This window comes from Anaerococcus groningensis (assembly GCF_046365465.1).
GTDB classification, from domain to species: Bacteria; Bacillota; Clostridia; order Tissierellales; family Peptoniphilaceae; genus Anaerococcus; species Anaerococcus groningensis.
In genome coordinates this window covers 1-15,565 of record NZ_JBGMEG010000001.1, presented here as the reverse complement: position 1 = coordinate 15,565, position 15,565 = coordinate 1, and the positions used below count along the sequence as shown (strand labels likewise).

The 15,565-nt window shown below is 32.8% G+C and carries 15 protein-coding genes; 12 read left to right on the top strand and 3 right to left on the bottom strand.

The features are described from left to right. Positions 1-19: 19 nt before the first annotated feature. Both ppdK and AB9Q04_RS00070 read right to left on the bottom strand, forming a co-directional pair. A complete protein-coding gene (gene ppdK, locus AB9Q04_RS00075) occupies positions 20-2,647 on the bottom strand; it encodes a pyruvate, phosphate dikinase (protein WP_410023371.1) in 2,628 nt (875 codons plus the stop codon). 13 nt (positions 2,648-2,660) lie between these two features. Next, a complete protein-coding gene (locus AB9Q04_RS00070; RefSeq protein ID WP_410023370.1) occupies positions 2,661-3,467 on the bottom strand; it encodes a pyruvate, water dikinase regulatory protein in 807 nt (268 codons plus the stop codon). A 376-nt stretch (positions 3,468-3,843) separates the two neighbouring features. On the opposite strand from AB9Q04_RS00070, the gene AB9Q04_RS00065 reads away from it, so the two are divergent. The 7 genes from AB9Q04_RS00065 to AB9Q04_RS00035 all read left to right on the top strand — a co-directional run bounded on the left by AB9Q04_RS00065 (position 3,844) and on the right by AB9Q04_RS00035 (position 11,816). Next, positions 3,844-6,483 carry a valine--tRNA ligase gene (locus tag AB9Q04_RS00065; protein WP_410023369.1) on the top strand — a complete coding sequence of 880 codons (2,640 nt, stop codon included), beginning with the start codon at positions 3,844-3,846 and terminating at the stop codon, positions 6,481-6,483. Between the two features lie 108 nt (positions 6,484-6,591). Continuing rightward, positions 6,592-7,512, top strand: a complete 921-nt coding sequence (locus AB9Q04_RS00060) for a putative selenate ABC transporter substrate-binding protein (protein ID WP_410023368.1) — start codon at positions 6,592-6,594, stop codon at positions 7,510-7,512. A 3-nt stretch (positions 7,513-7,515) separates the two neighbouring features. Continuing rightward, positions 7,516-8,268, top strand: a complete 753-nt coding sequence (locus AB9Q04_RS00055) for a phosphonate ABC transporter ATP-binding protein (RefSeq protein WP_410023367.1) — start codon at positions 7,516-7,518, stop codon at positions 8,266-8,268. Next, positions 8,265-9,860, top strand: coding sequence for a PhnE/PtxC family ABC transporter permease (locus AB9Q04_RS00050; protein ID WP_410023366.1), 1,596 nt, complete (start codon positions 8,265-8,267; stop codon positions 9,858-9,860). Before AB9Q04_RS00055 ends, AB9Q04_RS00050 begins: the two co-directional genes overlap by 4 nt. A gap of 11 nt (positions 9,861-9,871) precedes the next feature. Next, on the top strand, positions 9,872-10,603 hold the full coding sequence (locus AB9Q04_RS00045) for a class I SAM-dependent DNA methyltransferase (RefSeq protein WP_410023365.1): 732 nt from the start codon (positions 9,872-9,874) through the stop codon (positions 10,601-10,603). Beyond that, on the top strand, positions 10,603-10,809 hold the full coding sequence (locus AB9Q04_RS00040; protein WP_410023364.1) for a cold-shock protein: 207 nt from the start codon (positions 10,603-10,605) through the stop codon (positions 10,807-10,809). The genes AB9Q04_RS00045 and AB9Q04_RS00040 overlap by 1 nt, the downstream gene beginning before the upstream one ends. 2 nt (positions 10,810-10,811) lie before the next feature. Continuing rightward, complete coding sequence (locus AB9Q04_RS00035; protein ID WP_410023363.1) at positions 10,812-11,816, top strand: alpha/beta fold hydrolase; 1,005 nt, start codon at positions 10,812-10,814, stop codon at positions 11,814-11,816. Positions 11,817-11,966: 150 nt separating this feature from the next. Here AB9Q04_RS00035 and AB9Q04_RS00030 read toward each other — a convergent pair whose 3' ends face one another. Next, positions 11,967-12,110: a rhodanese-like domain-containing protein gene (locus AB9Q04_RS00030; protein ID WP_410023362.1), complete on the bottom strand. Its 144-nt coding sequence runs from the start codon at positions 12,108-12,110 to the stop codon at positions 11,967-11,969. A 124-nt stretch (positions 12,111-12,234) separates the two neighbouring features. On the opposite strand from AB9Q04_RS00030, the gene AB9Q04_RS00025 reads away from it, so the two are divergent. The 5 genes from AB9Q04_RS00025 (at position 12,235) to AB9Q04_RS00005 (ending at position 15,407) form a co-directional block, all read left to right on the top strand. Further along, entirely contained in the window at positions 12,235-12,699 is a 465-nt protein-coding gene (locus AB9Q04_RS00025) for a hemerythrin domain-containing protein (protein WP_410023361.1), read from the top strand. A 118-nt stretch (positions 12,700-12,817) separates the two neighbouring features. Then, the gene (locus tag AB9Q04_RS00020; protein WP_410023360.1) at positions 12,818-13,483 is read left to right on the top strand and encodes a DUF969 domain-containing protein; all 666 of its coding nucleotides are present in this window, start codon (positions 12,818-12,820) and stop codon (positions 13,481-13,483) included. Beyond that, positions 13,483-14,430, top strand: coding sequence for a 5-oxoproline transporter, DUF979 family subunit (locus AB9Q04_RS00015; protein WP_410023359.1), 948 nt, complete (start codon positions 13,483-13,485; stop codon positions 14,428-14,430). The genes AB9Q04_RS00020 and AB9Q04_RS00015 overlap by 1 nt, the downstream gene beginning before the upstream one ends. 9 nt (positions 14,431-14,439) lie before the next feature. Continuing rightward, positions 14,440-15,084 (top strand): pyroglutamyl-peptidase I, encoded by a 645-nt coding sequence (pcp, locus tag AB9Q04_RS00010; RefSeq protein WP_410023358.1) that lies wholly within the window; start codon positions 14,440-14,442, stop codon positions 15,082-15,084. A 77-nt stretch (positions 15,085-15,161) separates the two neighbouring features. Then, positions 15,162-15,407 carry a hypothetical protein gene (locus tag AB9Q04_RS00005; RefSeq protein WP_410023357.1) on the top strand — a complete coding sequence of 82 codons (246 nt, stop codon included), beginning with the start codon at positions 15,162-15,164 and terminating at the stop codon, positions 15,405-15,407. The last annotated feature ends 158 nt before the right edge of the window (positions 15,408-15,565 follow it).

Genomic DNA, 15,565 nt, shown 5'->3' with positions numbered 1-15,565 from the left:
TAGGTCTTTTTAATTTGTATTATTTATCTTGTTTTTCTATAGCAGCTTGGGCAGCAGCTAGTTTTGCAATTGGAACTCTAAATGGTGAGCATGAAGCATAGTCTAAACCTACATTGTATAAGTATTTTACAGTTGATGGTTCTCCACCGTGTTCACCACATATACCTAGGTGTAAGTCATTATTAGCTGATTTTCCTTTTTCTACAGCTGTTTCAACTAAAAATCCTACACCTTTTTGGTCTAATACTTGGAAAGGATCTTTGGCAAATATATCTTTTTCTAGATAGAGTGGTAAGAACTTACCAGCATCATCTCTTGATAAACCAAAGGTCATTTGTGTAAGGTCATTTGTACCAAAGCTAAAGAAATCTGTAATTTCAGCAATTTCATCAGCTGTAATAGCAGCTCTTGGAATTTCAATCATTGTGCCAACTAAGTATTTGATTTCTTTTCCTTTTTCTTTAAATACTTGTTTGATTTCGTCATTAACTTCATCTATTACATATTTTAATTCTTTTACATCACTTGATAAAGGAATCATTATTTCTGGCACCACTTCATTGCCTTCTTCATGGCAGTGGATAGCAGCTTGGATAATTGCTCTAGCTTGCATGCGAGAAATTTCTGGATATTTTACACCAAGTCTTAACCCTCTAAAACCAAGCATTGGGTTTACTTCTTCTAGTTCTGTAATTCTTTCTCTTACTCTTGCTGGTTCTATGCCAAGATCCACAGCTAAATCTTTAATTTCTGCTTCACCTCTTGGTAAAAATTCGTGAAGTGGTGGATCGAGAAGTCTAACAGTTACTGGTCTATCACCCATAAGTGAGTAGATTTGATAGAAGTCATCTTCTTGCATAGGTAAGATTTTATCTAGGGCAGATTTTCTTGTTTCAAGGTCATTTGCTAAAATCATCTTACGCACTTGGAAGATTCTATCTTCTTTAAAGAACATGTGTTCTGTACGGCAAAGGCCGATTCCTTCTGCACCAAATTCTAGAGCTTGCTCTACATCTCTTGGTGTATCAGCATTTGTTCTTATTTTCATATCTCTAAACTCATCAACCCATTGCATAAAGGTTCCGAAGTTTCCTTCTAGTTGTGGGGATTGAGTTTCAAGAGTTCCTATAAATATTTCACCAGTAGATCCATTTAAAGAAATTGTATCATCTTTTGTATAAACTTTATCGCCAATTCTCATGGTTCCTTCATCTTCATCTACATGGACTTCGCTTGCACCAGATACACAGCATTTACCCATACCACGAGCAACTACTGCAGCATGGCTTGTCATTCCACCACGGGCAGTTAGGATACCATTTGCTTTTACCATTCCTTCTAAATCTTCTGGAGAAGTCTCTTCACGAACTAAGATTATATCTTCACCATTTGTTGCTCTTAGTGCTGCATCTTTGGCAGTAAAGGCAATTTTACCAACAGCTGCTCCTGGAGAAGCTGCAAGTCCTTTGGCAACTGCTTCATTTTCTTTTTTAGCTTTCTCTGTAAAGGTAGGGTGGAGTAAGCCGTCTAAGTCTTTTGGATTTACTCTAAGTACTGCTTGTTTTTTATCAATTAGGCCTTCTTCTACCATATCTACTGCAGCTTTTACGGCAGCATGAGCAGTTCTTTTACCATTTCTTGTTTGAAGGAGGAATAATTTTCCTTCTTGGATAGTAAACTCCATATCTTGCATGTCTTGGTAATGCTCTTCTAATTTTTTTGCTGTACTTGCAAATTCTTCATAAACTTCTGGCATAGCTTCTTTTAAGGTAGCTATTTCTTGTGGAGTTCTAACACCTGCTACTACGTCTTCACCTTGAGCATTGATTAGATATTCTCCAAATAGTTTATTTTCACCAGTAGCTGGGTTTCTTGAAAATGCTACACCTGTTCCTGAATTATCTCCCATGTTACCAAAAACCATGGACTGAACATTTACTGCTGTTCCCATAGCATCGTCAATATCATTTAGCCTTCTATAAAGGATAGCACGGTCATTGCCCCATGATTTAAATACTGCAGAAATAGCAAGGTCAAGTTGTTCACGAGGATCTTGTGGGAAGTCTTCGCCCTTTAATTCTTTGTATTTTTCCTTATATTCATCTACTAATTCTTTTAAGTCTTCTGCATTAAGCTCGGTATCAAGATCTACGCCTTTATCATTTTTTTTAGCAGTTAGTAATCTTTCAAAATTATTTTTATCAAGACCCATAGCCACATCTGCAAACATTTGGATAAATCTTCTGTAAGAGTCATAGGCAAATCTTTCATTTTCTGTTTTTTTAGCTAAACCTATAACTGCATCATCATTTAAACCTAGGTTTAAAATAGTATCCATCATACCTGGCATGGATATAGGTGCACCAGATCTAACTGATACTAACAGCGGATCTTCTGTAGAACCAAATGTCTTTCCGCTGGCTTCTTCAAGGCCTTTGATATGTTCAGAAACTTCTTTATTTAAATCATCCCATAGCTTTTGGTCTTCTTTATAAAATCTTGTACATGCCTCGGTGGTTACAGTAAAACCATAAGGAACAGAAATTCCCATAGTTGTCATTTCTGCAAGGTTTGCACCTTTACCACCTAAAAGGGCTTTCATTTCTTTGTTGCCTTCATTAAAACCATAAACATATTTTTCGCTCATGTTTTTCCCCTTCCTAATTTACATTTTCAATGCTACTGATTATGTATTCTGATATTTCCTCAATAGATTTATAAGTAACATCTATGATTTGACAATCTAGGTCTTCCATTAGCTCGTTGGCATAGGCAATTTCTTTTTCAATACGGTCTAAATCAGAATAATTTGAGTCAGATGACAGATTTATAGACTTAAGTCGCTCTTGCCTAATTTTTTGCAGTCTATATTTATCTAAAGTGAGACCAAATATTTTTTTAGAATCAATTTCAAAAAGTTCACGTGGAACTCTAGATTCTAGTAAAATTGGTACATTTATAACCTTATAGCCTATGCTGGCTAGATACACTGATAGTGGGGTTTTGGAAGATCTTGAAACTCCTATAATACATATATCACAATATTTTAGTCCCTTAAAATCTCTGCCATCATCATATTTTATAGCAAAATCCAAAGCATCCAGTCTCTTATAATGATGAACTATCTTATAATCATCATCAGCTAAGCCATTCATAGGCTCCAATCCCAAAAATTTACTAATTTTATTTAAGGAATAGCTGGTATAATCGATAGTTAAGATATCTTCGTTTTTGCTAAGTTCATTAAGAAACTTATTGTGCTCTGGGTCATTTAGAGAATTGAAAATTATCTTTGAACCTATATCTTCTTTTACTACATCAAATATAGAGGATAGGTTATCTTTTGTTTTCACATTGGTAAAGGTTTTCTCTTTATATTCAACTTCAAATTTTTCCATAGTATTATAAGCCAACCTTGCCATACCTACTCCGTCTGTATCCGATATAATGTACACAAATAAATCCATATAATTATCCTCCTTTAACCCTAAAGATATTATAACACTAAATTGTAAATATGAAAATATTTTCACAAAAGAATTTTATCAAAATTTAGTTATAAAGTATGTTTTTGACAAAATTATTTATGGTAATATAATAATAAAAGAATTAAATATGAAATAATAAAAGAGGAGTAAACTGTGAGTACTTTAAGAGAGAAGATGGTTGGTGTAAATCTTTAGTCACAAGCTTTTGAAGGTTGCTTTTATGTATATTTCAATGTGGTACGCATAAGTACGATAAGAGTCTTTTAATTACAAAAGGAATTTAGGTGGTAACGCGATAACTCGTCCTAGAGCTATGGCCTTGCCACCTTTTTTAATGAATTTTAAAGGAGAAATAATGGAAACAAAATATAATCCGAGTGGATTTGAAAAAGAAATCTATAAAAAATGGGAAGATGGCGGATACTTTAAAGCTGATGTAAATAAAGATAAAAAACCATTTACAATAGTGATGCCACCTCCAAATGTTACTGGACAACTACACTTAGGTCATGCCCTAAATAACACTATCCAAGATATAGTAATTCGTTATAAAAGAATGGCTGGTTTTGAAGCGCTCTGGATACCAGGAACAGACCATGCATCTATTTCTACAGAAGCAAAAGTAGTTGGCAAAATCCGCAGCGAAGGCCATACAAAAAAAGAATTAGGCCGCGAAAAGTTTTTAGAAGAAGCTTGGGCATGGACAGAAGAATACGGCGGTACTATCAAAAGACAATTAAGAACTATTGGTGTTTCTTGCGATTGGGACTATGATAGCTTTACTATGGATGAAAACCTAACTCGTGCAGTAAAAAAAGTTTTCAAGAAAATGTATGATGATGGCTTAATCTACCAAGGAAATAGAATCGTAAACTGGGATCCAGAAGCTGAAACAGCAATCTCAGATGCAGAGGTTTACCACGTAGAAAAAGAGGGCAATCTTTGGTATATCAAATATTTCTTTGAAGATAGTGACGAGTACATCACAATAGCAACAACCCGTCCAGAAACCATGTTTGGTGACCTTGCAGTTGCAGTAAATCCAGAAGATCCTAGATTTAAAGATAAAATTGGAAAAAATTTAATTTTACCAATAGTAGGTAGAAAGATCCCACTAATTGAAGATAGCTATGTAGATATGGAATATGGTACAGGTTGTGTAAAAATAACACCAAGCCATGACCCAAATGACTTTGAAGTTGGAGAACGCCACGATCTTGGTCAATGTATTGTAATTGATACAAAAGGACATATTACAGATGATTATGGAAAGTATTCTGGCCTTGATAGATACGAAGCTCGCAAACTTTTAGTTAAACAATTAGAAGATGAAGGCTACCTAGTAAAAACTGAAATTTTAACCCATGCAGTAGGCTACAGTGAAAGAACAAAAGTTGTTATAGAGCCACTTGTTTCTAAGCAATGGTTTGTTAAAATGGATGAGCTTGCAAAAATGGCAGCTGAAGTTTATGAAAATGGAGAATTAAAATTGATACCAGATTCTCTAGGTAAAACTTACATGAACTGGCTAAATAATATTAGAGACTGGACAATTTCCCGTCAGCTTTGGTGGGGACATAGACTCCCAGTATTCTACACTGATGATGGAGAAATCATAGTTTCAGAAGAAGAACCAGATGAAAATGGTATGCTAAATGGAGTTCATGTTACCCAAGAAGAAGATACCCTTGATACATGGTTCTCATCAGCTCTTTGGCCATTTGCAACACTTGGTTGGCCTATAGAAAATGATAGATTAGATTACTTCTTCCCAACAGATATTTTAGTAACAGGATATGACATTATATTCTTCTGGGTTATTAGAATGGTATTTGCTTCTTTATATACAACAGGAGAAGTTCCATTTGATCATGTATTATTTACAGGTCTTATCCGTGACCCACAAGGTAGAAAAATGAGTAAGTCTCTAGGAAATGGTGTTGATCCAATAGATGTTGTAAACGAATACGGAGCAGATGCTCTAAGATTTACCCTTATTACTGGAAATAGTCCGGGCAATGATATGCGTTATGATGAAAAAAGAATCATAGCTAGCCGTAATTTTGCCAATAAATTATGGAATGCAACTCGTTTTGTATTAATGAATATCGATCAAGGAGATGACCTAGACTTCTCTAAAGTAGAAAATCTTGCCCTAGAAGATAAGTGGATTTTAAAACGTCTAAATAATGTTATAGAAGAAGTAACAAAAAACCTTGAAAAATATGAAATCGGTCTTGCTGCTAGTAGAATAGAAGACTTTATCTGGGAAGAATACTGTGACTGGTATATAGAATTTGCTAAACTAAGATTAAATAGTGATGATGAAGCAGCAAAAGCAGATGTTAAAAAAGTTCTACTTTATGTACTAAACAAAATGATAGCTTTACTTCATCCATTTATGCCATTTATAACAGAAGAAATTTATTCAGCTCTACCAAATAAAGATGATATGCTTATAGTAGAAGAATGGCCAACATTTAATGAGGACTTTGAATTTATAAGCGAAGAAGCTACAGTAAACTCAGCAATAGAAGCGATTACAGCTATTAGAAACCAAAGAGCTACCTTAAATGTTGGTGCAAAAACCAAACAAGATCTAATAATCCTTGCGGAAAATGAAGAGTACAAAAATCTATTAGAGAATTTAAAAGGACAATTTAAAAACCTAGCAAATTCAAATGAAGTAGATATCTACCTAAAAGAAGAATTTGAAGGTGAAAAAGAAAACTTAGTAAACCTAGTATTTAACGAGTTTTCAGTTCTAATGAGCTTAGATGACCTAATGGACTATGAAAAAGAACGTGCTCGTCTAAAAGATGAGATAAAAAGACTAGAAGGCGAAATCAAAAGAGCAAGTGGTAAGTTAAATAACGAAAATTTTGTAAACAAGGCTCCAGAAGCAGTTGTAAATGAAGAACGTGAGAAACTTACTAACTACGAAGATTTACTAGGAAAAACAAAAGTTTCTCTAGACGAAATAAAAGATAAATAAATCTTTTTTTAAAGTAATTAAACTATAAAAATAAACTGATATTTATTTGACTAAATCCTCTTCCTAATATATTATTAAATTATAAATATTATGGAGGAGGATATATTTATGAAAAAATATTTGTTACCCTTATTAGCTAGCTTTATTCTAATATTTACAGCTTGTTCAAACAATGCAAATACAGATGAGCAAGCTAAAGTAGAAGAAGATACTACTGAACAAACAGTAGCAACTGATGGTGAAGTTTTTAAAATAGGTGCCATTCCTGACTTTGACCAAGCTGAAATGGAAGAAGCTTTTGATGATTTTGCTCAGTATTTATCAAATGAAATTGGTACACCAGTAGAATTTGTTCCAACAGTAGACTATGCATCATTAGTTACTGCTTTTGATAGGGGAGAGATCGACCTAGCTTGGTTTGGAGGACTTACTGTAACTCAAGCCTTAAATAAAGTTCCAGAAGCAGAAGCCTTCGCTCAAAGACCATCTGACCAAGAATTTAAATCAGTATTCATTGAACAAAAAGGATTAGGTCTAAATGGTCTTGAAGATTTAAAGGGCAAAACATTTACCTTTGGATCAGAAAGCTCAACATCAGGACATCTAATGCCAAGATATTTCTTAACAGAAGCTGGAATCAATCCTGATGAAGATTTTGATGGTGCTCCAAATTATTCTGGTTCTCATGATAAAACTTATAAACTTGTAGAATCAGGAGCTTTCCAAACAGGGGCAGTAAATGTTCAATACTGGGAAAAAGCCTTAGAAGAAGGTCTAGTAGATGAAACAAAAGTAGAAGAGTTTTATAGAACTCCAGACTTCTATGATTACAACTGGACTTTAAATAAAGATATTGACCAAAAATTTGGTGAAGGAACATCACAAAAAGTAAAAGATACTATCTTAAATATGAAAAAAGAAGATAGCAAAATCATGGACTTACTTTCAACAGAAGAATTTATCGAAACTAAAAACGAAAACTACGACTTAATTAAAGAAGTTGCAGAACAATTAGGAATGTTAAATTAATCAATGGAAAACTCAATTCTTACTATAAAAAATTTGAATAAAAGTTTTGATGAACAGGTCATTCTTAGTAATGTAAATTTAAATATAAAAACAAATGAAATAGTAGCACTTATTGGCCCTTCTGGGGCTGGTAAGTCTACTATTTTAAATTTAATTACTAATGTATTAAGCCCAGATAATGGTGAAATTATCGTTGATAATACAAATATCAACCAAATAAAAAATAATAAACTAAGGGCGAAAAAAGTTGGTATCATCCGCCAAAGCTTTGACCTAGTGGATTCTTTATCAGTAATTAATAATGTTTTGATAGGTAGGTTTAACGAGTGGGGATTTGGTAAATCATTTGTAAATTTAATTCACACAAAAGAAAAAGACCTTGCTTTAGAAACTTTAGCCAAGGTAGGCTTAAAAGATAAAGCCAATCAAAAAGTTTCTTTACTATCAGGTGGAGAAAAACAAAGAGTTGCCATAGCAAGACTTATGGTACAAAATCCAAAACTAATTTTAGCAGATGAGCCAGTTTCATCCCTAGACCCAGCCCGTAGTAAAGAAATATTAGAACTTTTAACTAATCTTGCCAAAGATAATAACCAATCTTTGCTAGCTAGTGTTCACTCAGTAGAACTTGTAAAAGAATATTTTGATAGGGCTATTGCTTTAAGAGATGGGCAAATAGTCTTTGACAAAAAGGTAAGCGAGATTAAGGAAGTAGATTATAAAAATCTTTACCAAATAAAAAAGGACTTAGTATGAGAAGTAAATCTACTAACAGACCCTTAAGGTTATTATTTATATTACTAATTATTTTTATATTATCATTAACCTACATAGATTGGTCGGCAGGTATTATCCATGCAGGAGGCATACCAATTTTAAAATCCATGCTTAAGGCTATGGTCCATCCTGATATATCTGGACCGATTTTGATAAAAGCCTTAGATGCTACTTGGCTAACTTTATCCTATGCTTTAATTTCTATTTCTCTTGCAATTATTCTTGGCCTTATCCTAGGAGTATTGGCTGCTGGAGTTATTTTTAAAAACAAAATAGTGATGAAAATTGCTAGAGGTATATTAGGATTTTTAAGAGCCATCCATGAATTAGTCTGGGCATGGATATTTGTTGCAGCAATTGGTTTAAATCCACTTGGAGCAGTAATAGCCATTGCTATCCCGTATGCGGGGGCCCTTGGTAAAGTTTATGCTGACTTAATAATGGAAGTAGATTTAAAACCAGTAGAAGCTGCCAAACTAAGCGGGGCTAGCAATATGCAGGCGCTTTTTTATGTTTATTTCCCCCTAGCTTTTAAAGAAATGCTAAGCTACACCCTCTATAGATTAGAATGTGCTGTAAGAAGCTCATCCGTTTTAAGTTTCGTAGGTCTTGGTGGATTAGGTTTTCAAATTCAACTTGCCCTCCAAGATATGAATTTTACTAGGGTCTGGATATATATTTACTTTCTAATAGCCCTAGTTTTAATTATAAGTGCTTGGAATAATAGTTTAAGAAAGACTTCCTCTAGTAAGGATAGGGTCAAATTTACTGCTATCATTCTTTTAGTATTGATTATCTTATCCTATATAAGCTTATTTAGAAATAATAATACAAATATAAGCGAACTTTTTAGTGATAAAAACAAAGAATATTTTACAAACTTTATGAATGGTTTGCTAGGAAGAGGCGAAGAATTACCAGCTTTTAAAGATCCGTCTAAGTGGAAAGAAGCCCTAAAATTAAGCTTTGATACCCTCATTTTAAGTATAATTGCCATGGGTGTTGCTAGTATATTAATGTTTATATTTGTAGTATTTTCTGCCAGAAATGTAAGAAATGAAAGCCTAATATCAAATAATATTTTTGGAAAAATAATGTTTTATATTGCAAGATTCTTATTTTTAGTAACAAGAGCTATTCCTGAGCTAATGTGGGCTATGATTTTAGTATTTATATTTAAACCAGGTTTACCAGCAGGAGCCTTGGCACTTGGCCTCCATAACTTTGGTGTTTTAGCAAAACTTTGTTCAGAGGTTATAGAAGAAATGGATCCAAGACCTATAAAAAATCTAAGTTTAAACGGAGCTAGCACCTCTCAAGCTTTACTCTATGGAATTTTTCCAGAAACCAGTATAAAGTTTATAAATTATATTTTATACAGGTGGGAAGTTACTATTAGAACGACAATAGTTGTTGGTTTTGTAGGAGCAGGTGGCCTAGGTATGGCCTTTAAGCTTGCTATGAGTTTCTTTAAGTATTCAGAAATTACCTTGTATATGTTATGCTATTTAATATTAGTATACCTTGCAGATTTTATTTCTAAAAAGTGCAAGGACTATATTAGAAAGTAGGGGTATATAAAATGTATGAAGATTTTTCTTATATATATGATAAATTAAGTTTTGATTTAGACTATGAGGGCTACGCAGACAATATCTTAAAGCTTGCAAAAGAATATAAAATTAAAAAAGAAAATATGCTAGAACTTGCCGCAGGATCTGGGATGCTTACAAAATATTTTTTTGATGAATTTGAAAATATTGATGCCTTAGATATATCACCAGATATGCTTAATGTATTTGCAAATAAATACGATAATGATAATATCAATCTTATTTACTATGACATGGTGGAGTTTGAGAATCCTGGTAAATACGACTTAATAGTCATCCTGCTTGATTCTATAAACTATGTGACAGATCCAAAAGACCTACAAAAACTTTTTGATAATTGTTATAAAAATTTAAAAGATGAAGGTCTTTTGGTTTTTGATATCAATTCAGAGTACAAAATGACGCAAGTTTTTGGTTCAAATTGCTATGTTTACGAATATGAAGATATTTTCTATACTTGGGACAATTTCTATGAAGATGATTTGGTAGATATGCACCTTAATTTCTTTGTGGAAAATGAAGATGGATCCTATGATAGAATCTATGAGTACCAGCAAGAAAGAATTTATAGGACTAATGAAGTTACTAAAATGGTTGAACAAGCAGGTTTTAAGGATGTAAAAACTTATGATGAAGATGACTTTGGCAGGGTAAAAGATGATAGCCAAAGGATATTATTTAGTGCAGTAAAGGGCATGTAATGGCAAAGGGTATTGTAAAATTTTTTGATAATAAAAAGGGATATGGATTTATAAATTCTGAAAATAAAGATTATTTTGTGCATTTTTCAAGTATAATCTCTGATGAAACTTATAAAAAATTATCAGAAGGAGATGAAGTCTCCTTTGAAATAATAGACCAACCACGTGGGCCTTCCGCGATTAATGTAATTAAATTGGAGGATTAGTTATGGATTCTTGGTTACTTCCTATCATAATTGTTTTGTTAATCTTGCCTCAAATTCACTACCTAAAGAAAACTAGTGATTACAAAAAGATGAATATTGGGAAAAAGTGGTTTGTAAAACAAAAACAAAGTTTTGACGATCATACAGAAATGTATATTACCAATACGGACGGTCATGATATATTTGTAAGACTTCATGAAAATGAAAACCCAAAAGGGATTGTCCAACTAGTCCATGGCATGGCAGAACATTCCTATAACTATGTAGATTTTATTAATTATTTAGTTAATGATGGATATATAGTAATAGCCCACGATCACAGAGGTCATGGTAAAAGTATTTCAGAAAAATATCCTAATGGATATATGAGACTTTCAGAAGAATTAGTTGATGATGCTTATGTGATAAACTCCTTTATCCATGATAAATATCCTGATCTACCAATTTATATGATAGGCCACTCTATGGGGTCAATGGTTGCTCGTATGTACTTACAAAATTACGATGATACAATCGAAAAATTAGTTTTAATAGGTACAGTAGAGCACAGCAAAATAGCTCCATTTGGAGTATTTATAGGAAATATCATTAGCTTTTATTTTGGAGAATATCAACCAGCAGTTTTAACCCCACTCTTACCAGGAGATGGGTATGATACTTGGATATCTTATAACATGGATAATATTATAGAAAAGAGAAATGATAGTTTTAGAGTCTTTCAATTTTTAGAAAGAGCTGTTGTAGTGATTATAGATTTAAACAATAAGATGGCTAAAGTAAACAACTATAAATTGCAAAATCCAAATCTAAGAATTCACTCAGCAACAGGTGCTGATGATATAGTTACAGGATCAACTAATGGATTAAAAAACTCTATCGATACTCTAGCAAAAGCAGGCTATAAAAATATCACTTATAAAGAATACGACCATATGCAGCATGAAATCTTAAATGAAAAAGACAATAAAATAGCCTATGATGATGTATTAGAATTTTTAAATAAATAAAAAGTTCCTAGTAAATACTAGGAACTTTTATTTTGTCATTTTATAATTATATAATCTATTACCAGGGGCGATAGTTATTTCATTAAAGCCTGCAAGAGTTAAAATATCTGCTGCATATTCGCTTCTTCTAGTAGAACTACAATATAATAACTAGGGGCTTATAGTTTTTATTTTACTGATATGGTTTAAAACTTCTTCATGAGGAATATTAATAGATCCAGGTACATGGCCTTCATCGTATTCTTCTTTTGTTCTAGCATCGATTATATAATAATTTTCTAAATTATCTTCCAAATCTTTTCAGCTAATTACTTATACTCTATAGTAACCTCTCTTATATAATACCATTTTTAAACCATTGCTATACATTCATTAATTTAATATAATATAGGAGTAAATAAAATTAAGGAGACAGCCTATGAACTATTTAAAACTAAATGAACAAGCCCACAGTGAAGTAAAAGATTTAATAGAAAAGGTTAAATCATCAAAGGGAAAAACCAAAGAAAATACCTTCTATAAAGTTTATGCAAAACTTGCTGGCCACCATGAGGCAGAGGAAAATATAGTATTTCCAAAAGCCTTAGAAAAATGTGAGAGCGAAGAGGATAAGGCTACTATTTTAGAAATGCCAGAAGAACACTCATTAATCATGTTTCAGCTAGGAGTTTTAAATAACACTCCTTTGGATAATGAAACTTGGGATGCAAAATTTAGTGTGTTTGAAGAAATCGGAACCCATCATATGGATGAGGAAGAAGATGAGTTTGCAAAAGTAGCTAAAAAATTATTTACAGATGATGAGCTAGAAGATTTAGGTAGTAAATTAGAAGAAGAAATGGAAGCTATACAAAAAGAATGGCTTGAGAAACTTAAAAAATAAAAAGGCTAATGATAGCCTTTTTTATTTGTTATTTTATAGGCAATATCTTTCAAAAATACTTATTGACTTTCTCCTGATATTAATTTACGATTAGAAAAATATTCAAAGGAGGATTTATATGGAATATTTAAAACTTATAGGTATTCTGATAATTGTTTTAGGATTTATTTTTAAATTAAATATTGTATTTACAGTTATATTATCAGGATTCGTAACAGCCATGGTTGCAGGTATTTCAATACCAGAATTTCTAACCATCCTTGGCGAAAACTTTGTAAACCAAAGAATAGTAACCCTATTTATCATTACCTTGCCAGTTATAGGTTTATCTGAGCAATATGGATTAAAACAATCAGCAGAAAAATTAGTTAAAAAACGTGAAAACTTATCACCAGGTGCATTATTTAATGTTTATTTGTTATTTAGAGAATTAGCTGGTTTCCTATCCATGAGAATTTATGGTCTAGTACAATTTGTTAGACCTATTATATTCCCAATGGCAGAAGCAGCTGTCGAAAAACAAAATGGTAACATCACACCAGAACAAAGCGAAAAGTTAAAAGCTCGTGCTACAGCTATGGAAAACTTCGGTAACTTTTTTGCTCAAAACACTTTTATTGGGGCAGGTGGGGTGCTTTTAATTACAGGACAAATGGAATCATTAGGTTATCCTGTAACAAACGCTGATATTGCAGCAAAATCTCTACCGATAGCTCTAATTTGTTTAGCCCTAGGAGTTATTAAAAATATCATTGATGATAGAAAATTAAGGGAGGCTAAATAATGCAAACAATATTTGGAATGCCAACAGCAGACTTTTTTCCAAAATTCTTAGAATTTATATATGTATTAATAGGTCTACAATTTTTCTATACAGCCTTTAGAGTAGCAAGATCAAAAGATAATGAAAAGAAATTTACCACCGTAGTATTTTGGTTAATTTTAGGTACACTTTTTGCCTTTGGAAAATTAATTCCATCTATGGTATCAGGAATCCTTGTAGTAATCATAGGTCTTATTTCACTTATGAATGGTATCATGGTAAAGGGTGCTATTATAAATGATGAAAGATTAGAAGTAGAAGGTTCAGCTAGACTAGGTAATAAAATATTTATTCCAGTTATAGTAATGGCAGTTCTTGCAATTATTCTTGCAAAGCTTATCCCAGATTCATCTTCATCTATCCTAGGCTTTACAGCAATTGTTGCAATTATAGTAGTTATGATTATGACAAGATCAGGCTTTGGTACTATGATGAAACAATCTGATAGGATGGTCCAACAGGTAGGAGCAGTAGCAATCTTGCCACAACTTTTAGCAGCTTTAGGAGCAATCTTTGCTGCAGCTGGTGTTGGTGATGTTATTGCATCTATTATAGGTGGTATGATTCCAACAGTAAACCCTTGGACAGGATCTATTGCTTATGTCCTAGGCATGGTAATATTTACTGCAATTATGGGTAATGCTTTTGCAGCCTTTACTGTAATTACAGCAGGAATTGGTGTTCCATTTGTAATTGCCCAAGGAGCAGATCCTGCAATAGCAGCAGCCCTTGCTATGACAGCAGGATATTGTGGTACATTAATGACACCTATGGCTGGTAACTTTAACGTACTTCCAGTAGGATTATTAGAAATGAAGGATAGAAATGGGGTAATAAAAGAACAAGCCCCATTCTCAATATTAATGATAATTGCCCACATACTTTTAATGAGATTTTGGGCGTTTTAGGAGGAATATATGAAAATTTTAGTAACAGGATTTGACCCATTTGGTGGAGAACCAACAAACCCAGCTATTGAGTCAGTAAAAAGAATAGATGATAACATAGAAGGTGCTGAAATAATTAAACTAGAAATACCAACAGTATTTCACAAAGCAGCTGATGTAGTTGAAGAAAAAATCAAAGAAGTAAATCCAGATGTAGTTTTATCAATTGGCCAAGCAGGTGGTAGATATGGTATCACTGTAGAAAGAGTTGCAATCAATGAAGATGACGCTCGTATAGAAGATAACGAGGGCAACCAACCAATTGATGTAGTTATTAGAGAAGACGGAGCACCAGCATATTTTTCAACTCTACCAATCAAAGCTATGGTAGAAGAAATCAAAAAAGAAAATCTACCAGCAAGCGTATCAAACACTGCAGGTACCTTTGTATGTAACCACATAATGTACCAAGACCTATACTTAGCTGAAAAATATGGAAACATCAAAGCAGGATTTATCCACGTACCATATTTAACAGAACAAGTAGTAGATAAAAAAGATACAGCTTCAATGAGCCTTGAAGATATTGTAAAAGGATTAAATGCAGCTATTAGAGCAATTGTAAAATACGATAATAAGGAAGATTTAAGCGTAACAGGTGGAGCAACCCATTAAAATAAAAGACCCGCAGGGGTCTTTTAAATTGCGAAAAAATGGGTATACTCTATTAAAGAGATAAAGGAGAGAATACTATGGAAAGTAATAAAGAAAAACAAGTATATGAAGCAGATGATCTTGAACAAGAAGATAAATTTGGATACGAAAAAACAAACGAAGAAATAGAAAAAATTAAACAATACCAAGAATCAATAGTAGAAGATGTACCAATGAGTAATGGAGCAAATTGCGGAATCGTAGAATTTGAAGGCCAAAGAATCAATACCTGTAAAGGTGAAAAAATAGTTAAAAAAGGATACGAAAATCCAGACAACCGTTAGGAGCGCGTTACGCCTGGCAAATGATTATAGGATGGCAATTAAAAAAGAGAAGATAAAAATTATCCTATTGATTACGAAAAATAAAAAAACGACATATAAAAAGACAGGACGTAAGTCCTGCCTTTTTTAGTTGTTCACTTAAGTGAGTTGAACGAACG